Annotated in this window: 18 protein-coding genes and 1 other annotated feature; of the genes, 5 read left to right on the forward strand and 13 right to left on the reverse strand. The window is 35.8% G+C overall.

Annotated elements, in window-relative coordinates:
* Positions 1–199: 199 nt before the first annotated feature.
* Entirely contained in the window at positions 200–1,429 is a 1,230-nt protein-coding gene (locus FG384_RS13860; protein ID WP_142643204.1) for a transglycosylase SLT domain-containing protein, read from the reverse strand.
* Positions 1,430–1,892: 463 nt separating this feature from the next.
* Between FG384_RS13860 and FG384_RS13865 the strand changes: the two genes are divergently transcribed.
* The 3 genes from FG384_RS13865 to FG384_RS13875 all read left to right on the forward strand — a co-directional run bounded on the left by FG384_RS13865 (position 1,893) and on the right by FG384_RS13875 (position 3,968).
* Positions 1,893–2,840, forward strand: a complete 948-nt coding sequence (locus FG384_RS13865; RefSeq protein ID WP_142643205.1) for a cation diffusion facilitator family transporter — start codon at positions 1,893–1,895, stop codon at positions 2,838–2,840.
* Positions 2,841–2,912: 72 nt separating this feature from the next.
* Positions 2,913–3,227 carry an ArsR/SmtB family transcription factor gene (locus FG384_RS13870; protein ID WP_142643206.1) on the forward strand — a complete coding sequence of 105 codons (315 nt, stop codon included), beginning with the start codon at positions 2,913–2,915 and terminating at the stop codon, positions 3,225–3,227.
* Between the two features lie 555 nt (positions 3,228–3,782).
* Positions 3,783–3,968 carry a hypothetical protein gene (locus FG384_RS13875; RefSeq protein WP_142643207.1) on the forward strand — a complete coding sequence of 62 codons (186 nt, stop codon included), beginning with the start codon at positions 3,783–3,785 and terminating at the stop codon, positions 3,966–3,968.
* 340 nt (positions 3,969–4,308) lie between these two features.
* Here FG384_RS13875 and FG384_RS13880 read toward each other — a convergent pair whose 3' ends face one another.
* From FG384_RS13880 to FG384_RS13920, 10 genes are all read right to left on the reverse strand, one after another.
* A complete protein-coding gene (locus FG384_RS13880) occupies positions 4,309–5,196 on the reverse strand; it encodes an alpha/beta fold hydrolase (RefSeq protein ID WP_142643208.1) in 888 nt (295 codons plus the stop codon).
* A 306-nt stretch (positions 5,197–5,502) separates the two neighbouring features.
* On the reverse strand, positions 5,503–5,958 hold the full coding sequence (locus FG384_RS13885) for a GNAT family N-acetyltransferase (protein WP_142643209.1): 456 nt from the start codon (positions 5,956–5,958) through the stop codon (positions 5,503–5,505).
* A gap of 130 nt (positions 5,959–6,088) precedes the next feature.
* Complete coding sequence (locus FG384_RS20335; RefSeq protein ID WP_276612769.1) at positions 6,089–6,214, reverse strand: hypothetical protein; 126 nt, start codon at positions 6,212–6,214, stop codon at positions 6,089–6,091.
* A 302-nt stretch (positions 6,215–6,516) separates the two neighbouring features.
* Positions 6,517–6,987 (reverse strand): DinB family protein, encoded by a 471-nt coding sequence (locus FG384_RS13890; RefSeq protein ID WP_142643210.1) that lies wholly within the window; start codon positions 6,985–6,987, stop codon positions 6,517–6,519.
* Positions 6,988–7,182: 195 nt separating this feature from the next.
* Positions 7,183–7,476 carry a hypothetical protein gene (locus FG384_RS13895; RefSeq protein WP_142643211.1) on the reverse strand — a complete coding sequence of 98 codons (294 nt, stop codon included), beginning with the start codon at positions 7,474–7,476 and terminating at the stop codon, positions 7,183–7,185.
* Between the two features lie 193 nt (positions 7,477–7,669).
* The gene (locus tag FG384_RS13900) at positions 7,670–8,119 is read right to left on the reverse strand and encodes a GNAT family N-acetyltransferase (RefSeq protein ID WP_142643212.1); all 450 of its coding nucleotides are present in this window, start codon (positions 8,117–8,119) and stop codon (positions 7,670–7,672) included.
* Between the two features lie 194 nt (positions 8,120–8,313).
* A complete protein-coding gene (lysS, locus tag FG384_RS13905) occupies positions 8,314–9,774 on the reverse strand; it encodes a lysine--tRNA ligase (protein WP_142643213.1) in 1,461 nt (486 codons plus the stop codon).
* 75 nt (positions 9,775–9,849) lie between these two features.
* Positions 9,850–10,117: a binding site (T-box leader), on the reverse strand.
* A 102-nt stretch (positions 10,118–10,219) separates the two neighbouring features.
* Positions 10,220–11,245, reverse strand: a complete 1,026-nt coding sequence (locus FG384_RS13910; protein ID WP_142643214.1) for an ABC transporter permease — start codon at positions 11,243–11,245, stop codon at positions 10,220–10,222.
* Positions 11,242–12,084: an ABC transporter permease subunit gene (locus tag FG384_RS13915; protein ID WP_142643215.1), complete on the reverse strand. Its 843-nt coding sequence runs from the start codon at positions 12,082–12,084 to the stop codon at positions 11,242–11,244. Before FG384_RS13915 ends, FG384_RS13910 begins: the two co-directional genes overlap by 4 nt.
* A gap of 373 nt (positions 12,085–12,457) precedes the next feature.
* Positions 12,458–12,757: a hypothetical protein gene (locus FG384_RS13920; protein ID WP_142643216.1), complete on the reverse strand. Its 300-nt coding sequence runs from the start codon at positions 12,755–12,757 to the stop codon at positions 12,458–12,460.
* Between the two features lie 230 nt (positions 12,758–12,987).
* Here FG384_RS13920 and FG384_RS13925 point away from each other — a divergent pair, with 230 nt between their 5' ends.
* Positions 12,988–14,388: an HD domain-containing protein gene (locus FG384_RS13925; protein WP_142643217.1), complete on the forward strand. Its 1,401-nt coding sequence runs from the start codon at positions 12,988–12,990 to the stop codon at positions 14,386–14,388.
* A 293-nt stretch (positions 14,389–14,681) separates the two neighbouring features.
* Positions 14,682–14,906 carry a hypothetical protein gene (locus FG384_RS13930; RefSeq protein WP_142643218.1) on the forward strand — a complete coding sequence of 75 codons (225 nt, stop codon included), beginning with the start codon at positions 14,682–14,684 and terminating at the stop codon, positions 14,904–14,906.
* 71 nt (positions 14,907–14,977) lie between these two features.
* Here FG384_RS13930 and FG384_RS13935 read toward each other — a convergent pair whose 3' ends face one another.
* Positions 14,978–16,225 (reverse strand): M48 family metallopeptidase, encoded by a 1,248-nt coding sequence (locus FG384_RS13935; protein ID WP_142643219.1) that lies wholly within the window; start codon positions 16,223–16,225, stop codon positions 14,978–14,980.
* A 926-nt stretch (positions 16,226–17,151) separates the two neighbouring features.
* Positions 17,152–18,378 (reverse strand): MFS transporter, encoded by a 1,227-nt coding sequence (locus FG384_RS13940; protein ID WP_142643220.1) that lies wholly within the window; start codon positions 18,376–18,378, stop codon positions 17,152–17,154.
* Positions 18,379–18,383: the final 5 nt, after the last annotated feature.

Consider the following 18,383-nt stretch of genomic DNA (forward strand, 5'->3'; position numbering starts at 1 on the left):
CCTAACTGTCTACGCTTAAAGGCTAATGTTACCATTAGCCCTCCAAGACTCGCTACGAGTGAATGGCTAGTTCTTTCTCGACGGGAATCCCACCCGCTATATGATACGACCTAGGCTCGGCCGCACAAGCCCTCGTTAGTTGAAGAACTTATTGGTAAGAATTCTTATATGCAAATTAAAAATAAATCGTAATTACTGGTTATTGTGCAAGTAATGCTAACTTGCTTTTAGATGGTGTTTCGTATTTTACTTTTGTGGACTTCTGAACGTAATTTCCACCACCAACTCCATATAAACCTCCATGATTACTGTTATAGTTATAAACTCGGTATTCTTCGCCTTTTTTCAAAGTACGGACCGTAGTCAATGAACCGTTGCTCTCCATTTTGACCAAGTTTGTATTAGATAGAATCGTAACTTTACCGATTTGCCCTAATTTTAGTTCCGTTTTTCCCCACATAACTTTTACAGGAGGTACATCTAACTTTTTCGTAATGTAAGCAGAGGAAATAAAACCTGCTAACTTTTTATCCTCAGTTTTAACTGGGTACCATACAAATTGGTTTATACTTGTCGAAGATTGATCATATAAGAAATTTCCATCGATAATTAAGGTAGTATTTTTAGCTAAGGATTTTGCAGCTGAAGAAGTACTAGGTTGTGACCTTAATTTTACAGCGTCCTCTGTTATCAATACTTTATCTCCTACTTGAAATTGATATGCAGAAGTATGCATCTGATCCGTTAAAGTATATTCCATCTTTCTGAATACAATATTTCCACTGCTGTTAGTGTCATATTCAAAGTCACCTATATTGAAAGGAAACTGCCCTAGTTTCGTATTGTTTATGTAACTGTCTTTTTCAATAAACGTAAAGACTTTTTCTTGATAGGCCTCTGTATTCTTCAATCCACTGGACTGATAAAGAGGACTGTTAACAGGCTTTGTACCGTTATAAGCCATGACGGGAAAGTACCAATTTTCGATCACTTCTGGTCCTGTCTCTTTTATTTTAGGCAGATCGGTACGTTGATACATACTGCTAAGAATTTCGACGCCTGCCTGAATATTGTAGTTGATATCGTATTTCAATTTCTCTTGATCATAGCCTGGTTTATTGGTAATTTGCATTAGACCGATCCCTTTATCTTTTGAGATTACAGGCTGGCCATTCTCATCAAATTGTTTCCAACCACCATTTTCTCTTGAAGCCACAGCTTTTACAACTTCGGGAGGGATTTTTGCCGCTAAAGCCGCATTCGTAAGTAAGCAGTTCATATGCTGAAAAGAGGGATTTTGGTTTGGCTTAATTTCACCATATGATGAACATTTAGATGTCAATGTTGACTCAGCGAAAGCTTCTTCATTAGAGCAACCTAGGAGCATTAAACAGGTTAAGAATCCTGCTCTCATTTTGATAGATTTCATGCATTCATTCTCCATTCATTTAATATTTTATATTTATTAGTATATTTTACCATGAAAGATGAATGAAGAAATGATTTTTAGGAATAAAATGGATCACTCTATTAAACTCTCACAAGAATATAAGAATACAATTTGTGCTAAAAGAGACCAACAAGTTTATCCTCTATTTTAAGGATTTGGTTAGTAAAGCTGTTGGACGAGGGAAAACTGGTTAGGTATACTCCCCAGTTTTTTATTTGACTATGTTAAAGAGATTAATTTCTACTAAAGACGATTTTTGATTTTCATTATATAATTTGATATTTTCCCCATTAGTAAATTAGGTTATTTCACATGATGAACTTTAAAAATTGTCCCTGTTTAATTGTTGACAATAGATAATTAGGAATATAATATGTATATATGAGTATATAATCATATATTAAGTTTAGGAGTTAAATGCAAATTAGAAGGAGGGATTTTTATGGCCAATAGTCACAATCATGCACATGGTGAAAATAAAAAAGTATTACTGATTTCGTTTTTTATCATTACCAGCTATATGCTTGTAGAAGCTGTAGGGGGTTATATTACAAACAGTCTTGCTCTTCTTTCTGATGCAGGGCATATGCTAAGCGATGCCGTATCCCTTGGGATTGCCCTATTAGCATTTACATTTAGTGAAAAAGCAGCAAATGCTAGTAAAACCTATGGCTATAAACGTTTTGAAATTTTAGCAGCTGTCTTAAACGGTGTGACGCTTATTTTAATTGCTTTTTTTATTTTTTATGAAGCAATTGAATGTTTTGCAAATCCGCCAGAAGTGGCAACAAACGGTATGCTTGTTATTAGCATTATTGGATTAGCTGTGAATATCCTTGTGGCTTGGATAATGATGCGTGGCAGTGATACGAAAGAAAATTTGAATATGCGTGGGGCATTTCTCCATGTGATTAGCGATATGCTAGGATCAGTTGGCGCTATTATTGCAGCATTACTGATTATGTTCTTTGGTTGGGGTTGGGCTGACCCATTAGCAAGTGTCATCGTCGCAGCACTAGTTTTACGCAGTGGCTATTATGTAACGAAAGCTTCGCTGCATGTATTGATGGAGGGCACGCCTCCCAATGTAAGTGTAAGCGACATCGTTAAAACAATTGAACAGACAAAGGGAATCCTAGGCGTTCATGATTTACACATTTGGTCCATTACAAGTGGTTTAAATGCACTTTCTTGCCATGTGGTGGTCGAGGAACAAATGACGATTGAGGAAGGCGAAAAGCTACTACGTAAAATGGAACATGATTTAGAGCATAAAAATATCCAGCATGTGACGATTCAGTTGGAATCTGCAGCTCATAAATGTGATAATTCTATTTTATGTACAGCAAAAGCAGATGTCTCAGCTGCACATGCACACCACCATCACTAACTGGTGTATTAGGACTACCAATAGTAAAATAGTGAACTAATAAGATTGTTATTACAGGAGGTGTTGAAAAGTATGGCGGAAGAAGTACAAACTATTACACATGAATTAGATGAAGAAACACTATTTGTCGTATCCCAGACGTTTAAAGCGTTAAGTGATCCAACACGTATTCGTATATTAAATTTACTTTGTTGCGACGAGCACTCTGTGAATGATATTGCAGAGGCGCTTAATTTAGGTCAGTCCACGGTATCTCATCAGCTCCGTTTTTTGAAAAATTTACGTTTAGTAAAATTTCGACGTGAAGGGACAACTTTGTATTATTCAAGCGATGATGACCATATTATGAATCTGTTGCATCAAGCGATTGGTCATGCAAAGCATTAAAATACATTATATATTTCGAATTGAAATAGAGTTGGTTCAAAAATTTTTGTGCAACTCTATTTTTACTTATAGATTATTTTAGTTTTAATTACGATATGTAAGAAATAGCCTTCGTATTGAAAAATAACAAAAAAGTAATTGTCATATAAAAATCCATCCTTATACCACTATATCACCCCCGTTAGTTTAAGAAATACTCCTTGGCTACCCCTCCCACTCTTCAAGAAGGCCACTGAAAAAGTATTATTCTAATAAATTTTCTATCAAATAGTCGTTAAGAGAATTTATCGCTTTGGCATTCGCTTTCCGCGGGCGAGCGACGAGCCTCCTCCTTCGTGCGGGGTCTCGTCTGTCTCGCTTTCCCGCAGGAGTCTCATGCGTCGCGCTAAATTCTCTTAAATAAATACAGCAAATTGTTCCTACAAAAATACTAATTCGAGTTTTTCAGTGCCCTCCTCTTCAAGTAATCTGTCCCTTTAGTTGAACAAGGGTGTAGCTTTGGTTCAACTTACCTTTCACTTGTTCATATAATGTATTGAGAGGAGGCGTAACAGAATGGATCGATTTATTCTTTTAATGTTAGCTTGTATACTTGCTGGTTTTGCATTATTAAAAGTTCCTTTAGCAGGTACTTTCTTAGCAGGATTAGAGCCAATAACTAACTTAATCGGTATTTTAGCTATTGTAATTTTCTCTCTTTTCCTAATATTTAAAGGATTAATGGCACTACTGGGGAAATAAAAAGAAGTTAACATTAACTACACCCCAATTGTTTGAACACATTTAACATTTGGAGGTGTAGTTTTTCTATGACTAAATATTCTTTAGGTACTAAATTAAAGGCTGTTCATACATAGCCCCTTATTCAACTAAACTGCCCCGTTAGCTTAATTACGGGTATAATCACCGCCTACTTGTTCCTACTACTTCCGTTAATTCTATATTGAAGTACTTAAAGGGGCACCATGCAAAGGTAGCCTTTTTTATACACCTCTTGTTTCATTTTCGATCAACTCACGAATCTTGGCGGATTACGGATCGATCTTGCTCTGGCCACACAATAAAATGCTCTTACAGCACGTCAGTCCCGTCCCGCCTCGTAAAACTTCTGCGCCACCATGTCCGGCCTTGTGCGAGTATCCGTAAAGTGGTCCCCGTCGCCGACGATAAGGCGGAACTGACCGAGCCGTGTGGACATATGCGGATTCCAGCCGTAACCCTCTCCTTGTGGCAATGCATTGTCTTGGAAAAAATATACATAACTTTTTGGTATAGGCAACTCATAGAACGCTTTAAGATCCAGCTTCTCGAAAAGCGGTCTAGCCGGTTCCGGAGTGACGCCTGTATACATTCGTTTGGCTTCCTCCAATGTGGCCGTATTGACGAACATATCCCGAAACAGTGGAAACGGAAGCATGATCGTATCATCCTTCGAGCCGGCTCTGAGTTGCTCGAAACCTTGTCTCGTTTGGGGCGGTAACTCGTCGGCAACAGATTCGCCATCTTTCAGTACGAACGCATCCCAGAAGACGAGGCGCTTGATGCGATCCGGTACCTGTTCTGCAACCTTTTGGATGACAGTTCCGCCGAAGCTGTGCCCGACGAGAACGAAGTTGCGTAGGTTCAGCTTCGTTATAAAATCAACGACGGACTTCGTAATCATCGCATGCGTGACATCTTTGTTCGGATCTTTGCCGTGACCTGCGTATTCCGGCGTATAGACGACATGCCCTTGACTGCGCAGCACTGCCGCTATGCCGTCCCAGAAGTGAGCGTCAGCCCAAGAGCCATGCACAAGCACGAAGGTAAGGCGTTGCTGTGCGGGTAAACGGTATCTTTCATCCGATTCGAGGGCACCATTGCTCCAGAGCCACCATCCTTCAGAATAAGGGGAGTTATAATAACCGCGGGGCATAAACCTATAATCGGGATAGGGGTATTGATGAATTTCTTGGAGATAAGGAAACATGTACAAGACATCCTCTCAAATCGACATATAATATCAGCTTATGCCCACTGCTTTTGAGAGGTTCCCATACTCGATACGACGAAAAAAGCCGCAAGAGAGAACGGTGGAGAAACTGAAATAACCGTACTGATTCCAAACGGTGAAAATAACAATTTGTAGGAAAAAGCAATTGTTATAACCCTGACCCCAACCACCAATATGGTACGGCTCAACGTAATTGATATTCAATTATCCTGCCCCTTTAGTTCAAGAAGAAAAGGGCGTTACCCATTAAGTAACACCCCAACTAATTCAATATAAGCAAGATTAAATTTCTTTTTCCATCAAAACATTTGTAGTCTGATAACCTAATTTCTCATATAATCCTCTTGCGACCTTGTTATGACCAAAAACATGAAGACCTATTTTAATCATTCCAAGTTTTTTCCCAACACTCTCTATTTGCTTCATTGCTTCCTTAGAATACCCAAATCCTTGGTATTCTTTTAATATATTAATATCATATATAAATCCTTCTTCTTCGGATTTTTGTGCTAGCCATATAACTCCAATTGCCTTGTCCTCTTTTAGAATAGTGTATAAGAAATTATTTTTAGTTTTCTCACCTTTTGGCAGAAGCTTTGTATATTCATCTTTTGCTTTACTTATTGACTCTTCCTCATTCCAATTTCCCGACAAAACTTTTTCTTTCGCATATCCTTCAATTGCTGAAGTAATATATTCTTGATACTCATATGAATTCATTAATATTAATTTAACCATTACCTTATTCTCCCCCTTATCCATTAACTTCTACAAAGAATCATTTAATTCCTTCTTCAACTAACCTGCCCCGTTAGTACAATAAGCATTAGTGATTATCCGTTTCTAATTCTGTTACTAACTTACAAAGTTAGCCAACGATGTATTCTCTTTGTGTACTTTCTTGAATATCCTTATTTTCTACAAAGTCCTTCATTCCTTTTTTTATAACTGACCATAGAGGCGTATTTCCAAATTGTATATATGGATACGACATAGTAAAAAAATTCCTCCTAAATCATCGGATTGTACTCTTATTTAAACTACATTATATTTCCTTGTTCAACTAACCTGCCGTCACAGTATTCCCCCTTTATGATTTTCCTTCTCTTTACTTGAATAACTCCCTTATATTAACTTCGATGATTGAGTCACTTATATACAAAACTTTTTCCACACGTGTTTTAATAAATAAAGCCTAATTCTCAGTGTTTTAACCGAGAAATTAGGCTCTTTTTTCCTTAATCGAGGTTTAACACTATTACTAGAACTGACGAATCGGCTAAATTTATTCATCGTTTATTCATGGCTCTTCCTATACGCATTCCTCACCCGCTCGATCTGAGCGAGATGTCCACGGACATGATCAACGCGATATTCTAGCAATTCTTTAAAGGTGAAACGCTCGGCGTCAGGATACACTCCCACTCGCTCGCCTTGTTCGTTTGTTAGTTGTTCCAGCATCGGAAGCATACTAGCACGCAACAATTGGAATAGAAGCAAGTGATGCTCTCGGTCTAACCGATCATACCCCAACCCATTCGCCCAAGCGTCCTGGTCAAACGACATTAGAAGTGGCTCATCCTCAGACAAAACTTTTTTTAGCCGTTGTGTCGACAATATCTCTGAATCTGCTACATGGATTAGAATCTGATGGATGCTCCATTTGTCCGGTGAGGGCTTGTATCGAAGCTCTTCCTCAGACAATCCTTCGATGGCTTCCCTTAGCATCCTGTATCCGCGACCATACTCTTTAATCAACTCTTCCATTTAAACACCCTCCTACTTTTTACAAGACTTTCTTATAAAAGGACTTATTAGTGACAAAAACCCAGAAAATAAATACATCCATTCTATTATATATTCCTTTAATTTTGCATTCTTCTTATGAAAAAGAAAAAACTAAGTTTTATGACCTTGAACTTAATGTTATAGTTTCAGACTCTTCACATTCTATCGTTAGGATTATTTTAGACGAGGATGGAGTTTTACATCCAATCCAGCCACATCTCCACTATAATAAATACCTTTTTCATCTATTTCTATTTCTCCTACACCCCACCCCAAGAAGTCAGGACTTTCTACAAATAAATCAGGTGCGCTTAGTTGTTCAAGGTTTTCACTTTTGTAAGTAATCTTTAAACTCTGAATCTCATTTCCCCAAAGATCATGTTTAGTAATTAGTTCAACACTCCAATTATTACCTTCCCCTTTGAATGAAAGACCACTATTTTTTTCACAAGAGACTAATATCAACATTAAAGTGATGGTAAAAATGCATATAAAAATGTTCTTTAATTCAAGTACCTCCCCCTATGTTTACTATTTCGGCGTCCTTCCGAAAATACCTGCATTTCAACCAGACAGCCATTTCTGTACTACTTTTGCACAATAAGAAAGAGGACCAAAAAATGGTCCTCTTTCTTATTGATATAATTTTATCGACAATTTATCACTCATTTAAATGTTTAATAACTGCCATTTCGTTACCAAACCTATCACCATTATCAATAAAACTTAAACTTGAATATAAGTTATGTGCTCCCAAATTTTCTGGATGATAACCTACAACAATTTTTTTCACATTTGGTAATTTAGCCATCTCTGAAATCATTAAATTAGTTGCGGCTTTACCTATACCTTTGCCTTGGAATTCCTTGTCCACCATTATTCTATATACCCAATGACCATCAAGTTCCTCTTGAACAGAATTGTACATTAAAAAGCCGACTACTTTTTCTTCAAAATATATAGCATATGGTTTTAGTGTAGGCTCGAACTTTGACTGAGCTATTGAAATAGCATTTGATTCAATGTATTCTGCTTGTTCTGATGATACCTCTAATTTACAGCATTCATACCAGTTTTCTAAATTTAATTCTACAAGTTTAACATTACTCACAAGATTTCCCCTTTTCGTTATAGGGAAACGCTAACAACTTTATTAATTAGGCGTTATCCCCTTAAAATTATTATCGATATTATTTCTTTTGTTTGTCATAATGAACGCCTCCTTCAACAAATCTTGTCAATTAATTCCATGAATGAATCTTTAGACTTTTTAATCATATCATACTACTAAATTTTTTATCAGTCCTAAAGTTTTTTCGTCAATGGGAAAAAAACACAATCTTTAATAGTATCACTATCTGTTAGAACCATTAACAAACGTTCGATTCCAAATCCCCAACCTGATATTGGAGGCATTCCATATTCCATAGCAGTTAGATATTCTTCATCCATCTCCATTGCTTCCAAATCTCCATTACTCTTAAGGAAAGCTTGTTCCTCTAATCTTTTTCTTTGTTCAAGTGGGTCCACTAACTCTGAATAAGCATTTATGATTTCCGCTCCGTTAACTACTAATTGGAAACGATCTGTAATGGTATGGTTAATATCATTGGCTCTAGCTAGTGGGGACAAGTCAATTGGGTGTTGTATTAAAAAAGTCGGTTTTATAATTTGAGGTCGGCATTTTTTCTTATATAAAAGATCAATGAAATTACCTCTACCTAAAGATTCAATATCAGAATGTTCTAAATCAATGTTTTTTCTCTTAGTTTCTTGATATAAAGCTTCAAAGTCAGGAAAAAGATCTATATCAATCCCTGTATCTTTTAAAATTAAATCTCTGAATGATACAATGTCCCATTTTAATGAAAAATCAATCGTTTGACCTTGTATAACAATTGAAGTTGTATTAAACGTTTTATCCAGAACGTACAGAACCATTTCGCGCATTAATTTCATAGTATCCTCATAGTTCCAATATGCAGCGTACCCTTCAACCATGGTAAACTCTTGAAGATGTTGAGGACTGATGCCTTCATTTCTAAAACACTTTGCAAATTCAAATACTTTTGTAAAACCACCTACAATTAATCTCTTCAAATAGGTTTCTGGTGCAATTCGTAAATTTAGGTGAGCATCCAATGAATTATGATAGGTTTTAAAAGGTTTAGCGATTGCACCAGATGATGTATGCTGTAAAACTGGAGTTTCCACTTCTAAGAAGTTTTGATCTTCAAAAAACCTCCTAATAGAACGAACCATTGTTGTTCTTGCTAACAAACGATTTTGAGTATCTTTTGTCATTATTAAATCTAAATAACGCTGTCTATATCGCACTTCAATGTTACTTAACCCATGCCATTTCTCAGGAAGAGACCGTAATGCTTTTCCAAGAAACACATAACTCTCAATCCGTATTGTTTTCTCCTTAGTTTTGGTTGTGTACATCTGTCCTTCAACACCGATAAAATCTCCAATGTCCAGTAAATCATGAAATTGATTAAAAGGGACTTCGCCAACTTCTTCCCTGTTCAACAGAAGTTGCAAGCTTCCTTGAATGTTTGATATGGTAATAAAACTAAATTTACTAAATTTCCTAATGCCTATTATTCTTCCCGCTACGCGGATACCAGTAGTACCATCTTCAAGTAATGCAGCTTCATCAAGTTCATAATTTGTAGAATACCTTTCAGGATACGCTTGAATTCCTTGAGATTTTATGGCATCTAACTTTTCTATTCTTCGAGTTGTTTGTTCATTAACCATTTTTTTCACTCCAGACTTTTTAATAGTTTATTACTTTTAGACAACAAAAAAACTCCCACCCCCAAGATTATTAATCTTGAGGACGAGAGTTATTAACTTCGTGGTACCACCCCAGTTTATTGATATGTTGCCATATCAATCTCTTCAGGTACGGCAATTAAAATAACTGATTATACCCTATCTCTTTAACGGGAGAACCCGTCGCATTATCACTAAGAATACTATCTTAGATCCGTGCGAAGCTCCAAGTCTTTTTTCATTAAGATAATTATTGCTCCTTTCCACCTACTGGAGCTCTCTAGAAATAATTAATCAAAATTACTCTTCTCTTCATCGCTGTCTATTCCGTATTTAATAATTAAAAATTATTGTAGTTTAATGAATTGTCTTTGTCAATATTTGTTTTAATATCCATAATTTCAGTCATAACTTGAGACATAAAGCTTTAACGTATTTCATTTTCACGAAGGACTTGCAGTTTTTCTTTTAACTGCTGTTGATTCCATTTAATCGTATCATCTGACACAAGTGCAACTTTCTTGCGTTTTGGAATTTTCACTTTACCACTTACTGCTCTAGTATACCCTTCAATCATTGCTGCAACCGCTAAAATGACAAGTGCAAAACAGATTGCAGGGACAAGTGGAAGCCATGGAACACCTTGCAAATAACGAAACGAAGAACCAAATAGTCCTGCCCATTCATAAGCTATCGATTTTGGTGGATCTCCAAACATCGGATCATAGCTAACTTCCGTTCCACCAATAAATAGATAAAGAAGTCCTAAATGCGTGAATACAACTAGTGTTTCGACAACTTGCTGACCATATAAAACAAATAATTTCTCCCGCATCATTGGAAATAGATGTCGAGTAATGATGCGTAGACGACTAGCACCAAGTGTTCTTGATGCTAAAATATATTCCTCATGGTAAAGCAAATTGGCTTCATTGCCAATTAAAGAAGAGACAATCGGGACAGTAATAATCGCCATTAACACTACTTGAATAATTATGCGCTCCCACACAGTAGTGGAAAAGCCTTCCATAGGCTCCCATAACACTGGATACAACATAAGATACGCAAAAATAGTCATCGGTACATAATGTAGAGGGTCTATAAAACTATTAATTAATAAACGTCTTTTTTGCCAATACGTACCTATTGCAAATCCAATTGGCACCGCAATAAACATACGAACTGCTGCAACTCCCATTGCGGCGATAATCGTATATTTTGCACCAAGCATAATTTTTGCTAGCATGTCATATCCGAATTGATCGGTTCCAAATGGATGCATCCAACTTGGAGGAAGAGGAGCAGCCTGGACAACACGACCATTTTCATAGATAAAATAAGTTTGTTTCGGATCTGAACCAAACACCCATTCAAACACAAAGCTCCCCACTAAAAAGAAGGCAAGTATAACAAATCCTATGACAAAATACGGTTGTTTCCAAACAGATTTCATTCGAAAGCACCTCCTCTGTTCAACCGACGAACAAAGTACCACTCGCCAAAACTATACAATAGGAAAACAGGTAAGAAAAAGCTACAAACTGTAATCAAAAACACTTCCCCTGATATGTTATCTCTTAAATGAAGCATAATTCCTGGCATATTGAACATGAGCTCTAAGATGAACAAATTCGACAGCATAAACCACATTGTCTTTTTCGATTGAAAAAATATACTAATAATAGCATTTCGAAAAATATGTACTAGTAAAATGATCAATTTCTTAAACCCAAGAGACTTTGCAAGCTCCACGTACATCTTCCGTTCCTCTGCTTCAAAAGTTAGCATGCTTAGACGATACAGCTGAATCATTGGTAAAATCATCAAACAAAAAACAGGTAAAAAGTAAAGTTTCTCTCCACCAGTGACTGCGATTTTTGATACAAAAATGCCTGTATTTTTATGAATCATAATAACAGTCAACTGTACGAGCAAAATAATTAATATGTCTGGTAACGATTCCAAAAAGAAAAAGACTGTTTTAATACGTTGTCTTGTCCTTTCTTTGCATAGCATTGTTAAAATAGTAAAAAGAATTGCCAAACCAGTCGCAACAATAAGCGCGAGAAATAATATTTCTAAAGAATAAATGATATACTGTCCAATATGCGGACCGTAATTCGCATCAAGGAAATCGGATAGGGGAAATAAAATAACTAAATGCTCTCCATATTCCTTCCACCTAAATTCCCCTTGCTGAAAACCCATGATCAAAATAGGTAATCCACTGATTAGCAAAATGCCAATGAATCCAACTACCAATTGGAGCAGCCATTTTGAAAAACCTTTCATAAAAAATCCCCCTACAGTGTGAAAATAAAGATGGAATTATCATAACATAGTAATTCTTTTAAAAAAAAGAATTTTTAGTAGATTCATACATTAATTCTTTTTAAAGGCAGAAAAAAACACATTCGTTATGAATGTGGCAGTCTAACATTCCCTTTTTCAAGGGGTTATATATAGTTCTGACCGGATAGCATTTTGCTTCCCTCAATATGGTTCCTCACCATTCATGAATTCTCTCAAATGGAATGTCAAACCCTCGGATTTTATGATCAATTCCAATTCGAATTTCTTCCGTTAAGAGTCCATTTTTCTTAAGTTGCATTTCCTCTCCATCTGGAAAATAAAACACGTAAAATGGAATAACATCTTCATTCTCCTAGTCATCATAATAGTGAATACGTTCAATGTTTTCCCAATTATAACTTTGCTTATCTTTAGAAAATGCTTTACCCAAGTCGATGGCTTCTTCCGATAATATTACATACGAAAATGATCCCCCATATAATAGAACCGCACAAGCAAAAGTACACAAAATAGAGAGAATGATTGATAACTTCTTAATATTCATAAGCCAAAGAACGGTAAAGCCACCGATTAGCAAAAACATTGCAATTCCCCAAAGTATAAAGTTAATCTTAGGTATATGAATAAGCCAAACGCTTCTTTCATAATACAATGTCTCCCCCACTATAAGCGGTCCAAAAAAAATAACAAGCTATGAAGGGGGTTTCATTTAATTTATTCGATTATTCAAATAGAATTAAAAATGGTATAAATATCTTAATATGGAAGTTAAGTGGTTTTTTGAGTGTATGGGGGGAGAAATATGTATAAACGAACAGAAGCTCGACATATTTTTATGGCTTTAAGTATTTGTTTAATTTTATTTTCACCGGGGTGAAATCGTTGATTAATGAAGTAAAAAAAGTGCTGTTGAAAAAGTGCAACTACTTATCAGAGGCTGAAACAATACAATTACAACAGGCAATGGAATTTGCAGAGCAAACACATATAGGGCAAACAAGAGCAACGGGTGAACCATACATTATCCATCCATTTGAAGTTTGTTTCATATTATTAGAGTATGAAGCAGATTTGACTTCTTTAGTATGCGCCTTACTTCATGATGTCGTTGAAGATACAGATGTTTCTCTTTCTGAAATTGAAACTCACTTTGGTATACAAGTCGCTATTATTGTTAACGGTTTAACAAAGTTCGAAAAGGGGACATTTGAAAAGGAAGAATATAGTGCCATTAACACAGAAAAACTTCTCTCAACCGCTATGATTGACATCCGTGTAGCGGTCATTAAATTAGCAGATCGCCTACACAATATGAGAACCCTCGCAGTAAAAAGAATCGAAAAGAAAATACCTTATGCCAATGAAACCCTCCTATTCTTCTCTCCACTTGCCGAAAAAATAGGGTTGTATAAGCTGCAAGAAGAATTAGAAGAATTAGGATTCTACTACTTAAATCCACAACGATATGCACGATTTAAAAAGATAATGGAAGATTATACGCAAGTCTTTTCCAACACTTATCATAAATTTGTTCATAAACTACAGGTAAGCGATTCAAATACCATCATTATTCATACAGAGTGGCAGAAGCCTCCTCTCTTTAAATCGTATAATCTAATAAGCGAAGGACATCATTTCCTAGACCTTCTTACTATTCACGTTACAACCAAAACAACATCTAATTGCTACACTGCTCTTGGAGTTATACATTCATTGTTCGAACCAGTACCACATCAATTTATTGATCAAATAGCAATAGAAAAACATCCATTCTTAAAATATCTAAAAACGAAGGTTAGAATAGATGATCAGATCAACCATGTGATAATTCAAGATGAAAAAACGCAGAACTACTATGAAAATGGAATCTTTGATAAATTACAAGAATCCAATATACAAAATCTAAGTGTGTCCTTATTTGGTGAATCCGTCTATTCCGTAAAATCAATCGCACAAAGTTCAATCGCATTTTGTGAGTTAGTTTCATTTGAACTACTTCAAAAAGAAATAACTGTGTTCACTCCAAAAATGGATGTGATTAAGTTACCGGAAAACTCCAATATTATTGATTTTGCTTACGCCTTAAATTCATCACTAGCAAGTAAAATGGCCTTTGCTAAAGTAAACGGTGAAGTACAATCTCCTCAAACAGCACTTCATGATATGGACATTGTTGAAATCCATACAAGTAATAAAATTATGGCGAACCCCAAGTGGTTACACCATGTACAAACATCAAGGGCGATTAAAGAAATAATAGATGTGATTGAAAAAAATAAGTAGATTCTAATTCACTTCGAATAAAAACAGCGTGAAAAAGTAAAAAAGGACTGTAGGATCTTTTGGTATTTTTCAATTGGTTGGGGCTGCTTGTATTATTGGGATTGCACAAGAAATCGTCCAAGTGATAGTTACTGGATTTTAAGAAATATGTAATACTAACTATTTTGCAGAACATTATACTCTCTCCTAATTCTTTATTATTTATTTCTAAAGTTCTATATCTCTATGGAAATCATAAAATGAGATGATTCTAACTTTAAGAAATAAAATTTTAGGATAAAGGGGAGAAAAATATGTTTGCCGTTCATTTTTATGAGAATAAGTCGATCGTATTAACTCAAGCGTTAAGAAATATTCCTTCTGTTGATGAGGACCTAAAAATTAAAGGTCGTAAAGGAAAAGTTACTAGAGTGGAGCAGATTGAAGAAAATATATTTCATGTCCATGTAGAATTTGAAAAAATAGTTGAAAAAAATCTAGCATCTGCAAAAGATCTAAGTAAGAAGAGAAGAAGGTAATTTTCATTATAAGAAACTAAAGAGACTTGTCTTTTTTGGGACAAGTCTTTTATATTACCATAGTGCATAGTTCACTTGGCAACATTATTTATTCTTTCTAACATGGTCGGATGGGCATATCGAAACCATTTAACAAGTAGTGGAGGATTCACTTCATTTAATCCAACCCTCGTAAGTTCTTGAAAAGTACTGACAGCCGCTTCCGGGTCAGCTACTAACTCTAGCGCATACTCATCAGCTCTAGTTTCCTGGTATCTAGAAATATAATTTGAAAGTGGACTTGAAACAAATAATAGAAAAGAAGAAATAAGTAAAAGTAATGGCAGCGAATGAATAGCATTCATTCGTTCAATTTTCAACCCACGTCCAAAGCGAGCGATGATCCGGGGCATTAGTTTTGATATTATCCAAAGGCCCAAAAAAGAGGTTATAATATAGCCAGCTATTCCGAAATAGATATGCTTCTCTACGTAATGCCCCATTTCATGTGCCATAATGAAGAGAATTTCATTTTCTGATAAACGGTTTAAAGTTGTATCCCATAATACGATCCTAGAATTACTCCCAATCCCTGTCACATAGGCATTTAGAGCGTTTGTCTTTTCCGCCATATTCACTTCATACACATGCTCTGTTGGTATATTTGCTTGCTCAGCTAACGTGAGAATTTTCGTCTCTAATTCTTTATTTGTTAATGGATAGAAATCATTATACAATGGGTCGATTAATACTGGTTGAATAAACATGAGGAAAATGGAGAAAGGAATCATTAATAACCAAGCACTTAGCCACCATTTCTTTGGACTTTTATTAATCAGCCAATAAAGAACGGTCACAATTACTACAGTAGTTCCGAAGTTAACCCAAAAATCAATGACATTATCCCTCATCCAAGAATTGAACATTTGGGTACTAATCCCATAGCTCTTACTTAAGGAATATCTGTAATAGTCTAAAGGAAATAACACGATAAACATAAGAAGTGAAAGTAAAAATAAGTATACTGCATTTTGTACGAATGCCCGTTTTTTTCGCAAAGGAATCCATCTTTCAAACGCTTGGGATAGCCCAGTAATTAGTATAAATAAATAGACAAGCCATTCAAACGGTGTTGCTACAAAAAAGAGGAAATTCTTTATTTTTGAATACTCCTCACTAAGGTACAATTCACGCTCGGACATAAATACGGACGGATCTGCAACAGTCCCTTTCAAAGCACCTGGAATACCTCCACTATTACTATGGAAGATATATACATACATCACTAAAGCATACACCCCAAATACTAAAAGGGCCCTAATTCCCCATTTTTTCGCCAAATCCTCATCACCTCCATTCACTCTTTCTTACAATAAGTGTAATCAAAAACGGAAAAGATAGAACCACTTTTATCAATATGCTTTATTCCTACTATTTATCAACTTGTCGTTATCATCATCGCACTTTTCAAATCTATCGAATATTCTTTACTACTCAATATTTTCTCCAAATACATGCTCAGTTAAATCTCATTTCCTTTGCATCCTTTTCAATCGCTTGTAATTGAATCTCTAAGCTTTGACCTTCTCTACTCACTTGTACTTACAAATTACATTGCCATTCAATTTCATTCCTATTTGTCTAAAATCATACTTTAATAACACATATTTGTAGACAGATAAAAAGATGTTAGTCATCCTGTATGTAAATACTTTTTCATTTCTAGAAAATCGTTGAAAAAGGCGACACTCCTGCAGGAATAGCGTTAGTCGAAGACCCCGTAGCGAAGCGAGGAGGCTGAGGCAACGCCCGCGGAAAGGCAGGCCACTGAAAAACTCAAAATTATTATTTTTATAGGAACTATTTGCTGTATATCATTTAAAGAATTTAGCGCGACGCATGAGACTCCTGCGGGAAAGCGAGACAGACGAGACCCCGCACGAAGCGAAGCGTAGGAGGAGGCTCGTCGCTCGCCCGCGGAAAGCGAATGCCAAAGCGCTAAATTCTCTTAGGACTATTTGATAGATAATTTATATGAATGACACTTTTTCAGTGCGCTCGGGAAAGGGAGCCGTTGCAACGATTTTCTAACGTATTGGACTGCCCCCATTAGATTTCAACTAAAAACTTTGATTGTTGAATTGTACATTACATTATACAAAGAAAACAAAATATTATATTAATCTTTAAGAGTTTTACTTACTTGTATCCTAAAGCAACGACCTCATAGTTCACATATTTACAATATTACTTGAATTGTACTATCTTATATCCGGCTATTATTTTCTCCGCTAGATGGATCATCCATAAACTTGAAATATGGAAGAAATATTCCGAGTAATGACACGGCACAAATAATGGATCCAATCAAAAAGTATAGTGGACGTATTCCCCACTGTTCACTTAAAATCCCTCCAACAAGTACACCTAATGGCATAGCCCCTCGAATAATAAAAAGTCGAACAGATGCCACTTTACCCATCAATTCATTTGGAACGGATTGTTGAAAAATCGTTATATTATGGACACCGAAGAAAGCCATTGCTATTCCAGCAATTATCTCCGTCATAATTGCAAAAATGATACTGTAGTTAAAGCCTAACGCAATAAAAGTTAAACCACCAATTACTAATGCACCTAACATTAATACTCTACGACTCTTATATTTAATTTTCCCTATTAATATTGACCCTATTACATACCCTAGTGGAAAGCTGGCCATAAAATAACCATATTCCGCATAAGACCCAGATAATTCTTTTGTTACATATGGCAAAGTAACAACCATCGTCACGCCTACCCCAAACTGAACGAAAGCTAAAAAAATTCCAAGCCAAACAATAAGTCGTTGTTTAAAGAAATAAGAAATTCCTTCCATAAATTGTTCCAACCATGATTTCCTTACATTTTGAGAGTCTCTCTTTTCTTGAATGAAAACTAACAATGCACCACTAGTCATAAGTATTCCGCATACAAAAATTAGCGTAGGCACAACTCCTATATACTCAATCACAACGCCACCCGAAATAGGTGCAAGGAAAGTCATTAATCTTACCGTACCGTCTATGTAAGCATTAGCAGGAGCTAATTGATCTTTATGAACAATAGTGGGTGTAATTGCTTGATTAGCTGGCGTATATATTGGTGTAATTAAACCCACTATTATTTGTACTGCGTAAATATGCCAAACTTCTAGGTTACCAGTTGCTAGTGTTACAAGTGGAATAAGAAAGATTACCCCCCTTGTCCACTGAGAAAATACCATGATCCACTTTCTACTCCACCTGTCGATAAAGGGGCCAATAAACAATTGTAGAATTAGGGATGGTATAAAGTATAATAACCACATACTTCCCAATGCCATAGTTGAATTGGTCAGCTGATAAATTAGAATAGAGTTGCAAAAAGTACCAAAAGCTCCCCCTAACTCTGAGATAACATTCCCAACCCAAACAAACAGAAATGGCCGATTCTTAAATAAACTTCTATTCATACTCC

The sequence above is a fragment of the Psychrobacillus vulpis genome (assembly GCF_006861825.1).
GTDB lineage: Bacteria > Bacillota > Bacilli > Bacillales_A > Planococcaceae > Psychrobacillus > Psychrobacillus vulpis.

What these genes read in the sequence shown, in the direction of transcription:
- FG384_RS13890 (WP_142643210.1), bottom strand. Translation starts at nt 6,987, where the DNA reads ATGGAAGAGTTGATTAAAGAGTATGGTCGCGGATACAGGATGCTAAGG.
- FG384_RS13860 (WP_142643204.1), bottom strand. Translation starts at nt 1,429, where the DNA reads ATGAAATCTATCAAAATGAGAGCAGGATTCTTAACCTGTTTAATGCTC.
- FG384_RS13880 (WP_142643208.1), bottom strand. Translation starts at nt 5,196, where the DNA reads ATGTTTCCTTATCTCCAAGAAATTCATCAATACCCCTATCCCGATTAT.
- FG384_RS20335 (WP_276612769.1), bottom strand. Translation starts at nt 6,214, where the DNA reads ATGTCGTATCCATATATACAATTTGGAAATACGCCTCTATGGTCAGTT.
- FG384_RS13915 (WP_142643215.1), bottom strand. Translation starts at nt 12,084, where the DNA reads ATGAAAGGTTTTTCAAAATGGCTGCTCCAATTGGTAGTTGGATTCATT.
- FG384_RS13930 (WP_142643218.1), top strand. Translation starts at nt 14,682, where the DNA reads ATGTTTGCCGTTCATTTTTATGAGAATAAGTCGATCGTATTAACTCAA.
- FG384_RS13865 (WP_142643205.1), top strand. Translation starts at nt 1,893, where the DNA reads ATGGCCAATAGTCACAATCATGCACATGGTGAAAATAAAAAAGTATTA.
- lysS (WP_142643213.1), bottom strand. Translation starts at nt 9,774, where the DNA reads ATGGTTAATGAACAAACAACTCGAAGAATAGAAAAGTTAGATGCCATA.
- FG384_RS13940 (WP_142643220.1), bottom strand. Translation starts at nt 18,378, where the DNA reads ATGAATAGAAGTTTATTTAAGAATCGGCCATTTCTGTTTGTTTGGGTT.
- FG384_RS13875 (WP_142643207.1), top strand. Translation starts at nt 3,783, where the DNA reads ATGGATCGATTTATTCTTTTAATGTTAGCTTGTATACTTGCTGGTTTT.
- FG384_RS13870 (WP_142643206.1), top strand. Translation starts at nt 2,913, where the DNA reads ATGGCGGAAGAAGTACAAACTATTACACATGAATTAGATGAAGAAACA.
- FG384_RS13895 (WP_142643211.1), bottom strand. Translation starts at nt 7,476, where the DNA reads ATGTTGATATTAGTCTCTTGTGAAAAAAATAGTGGTCTTTCATTCAAA.
- FG384_RS13885 (WP_142643209.1), bottom strand. Translation starts at nt 5,958, where the DNA reads ATGGTTAAATTAATATTAATGAATTCATATGAGTATCAAGAATATATT.
- FG384_RS13910 (WP_142643214.1), bottom strand. Translation starts at nt 11,245, where the DNA reads ATGAAATCTGTTTGGAAACAACCGTATTTTGTCATAGGATTTGTTATA.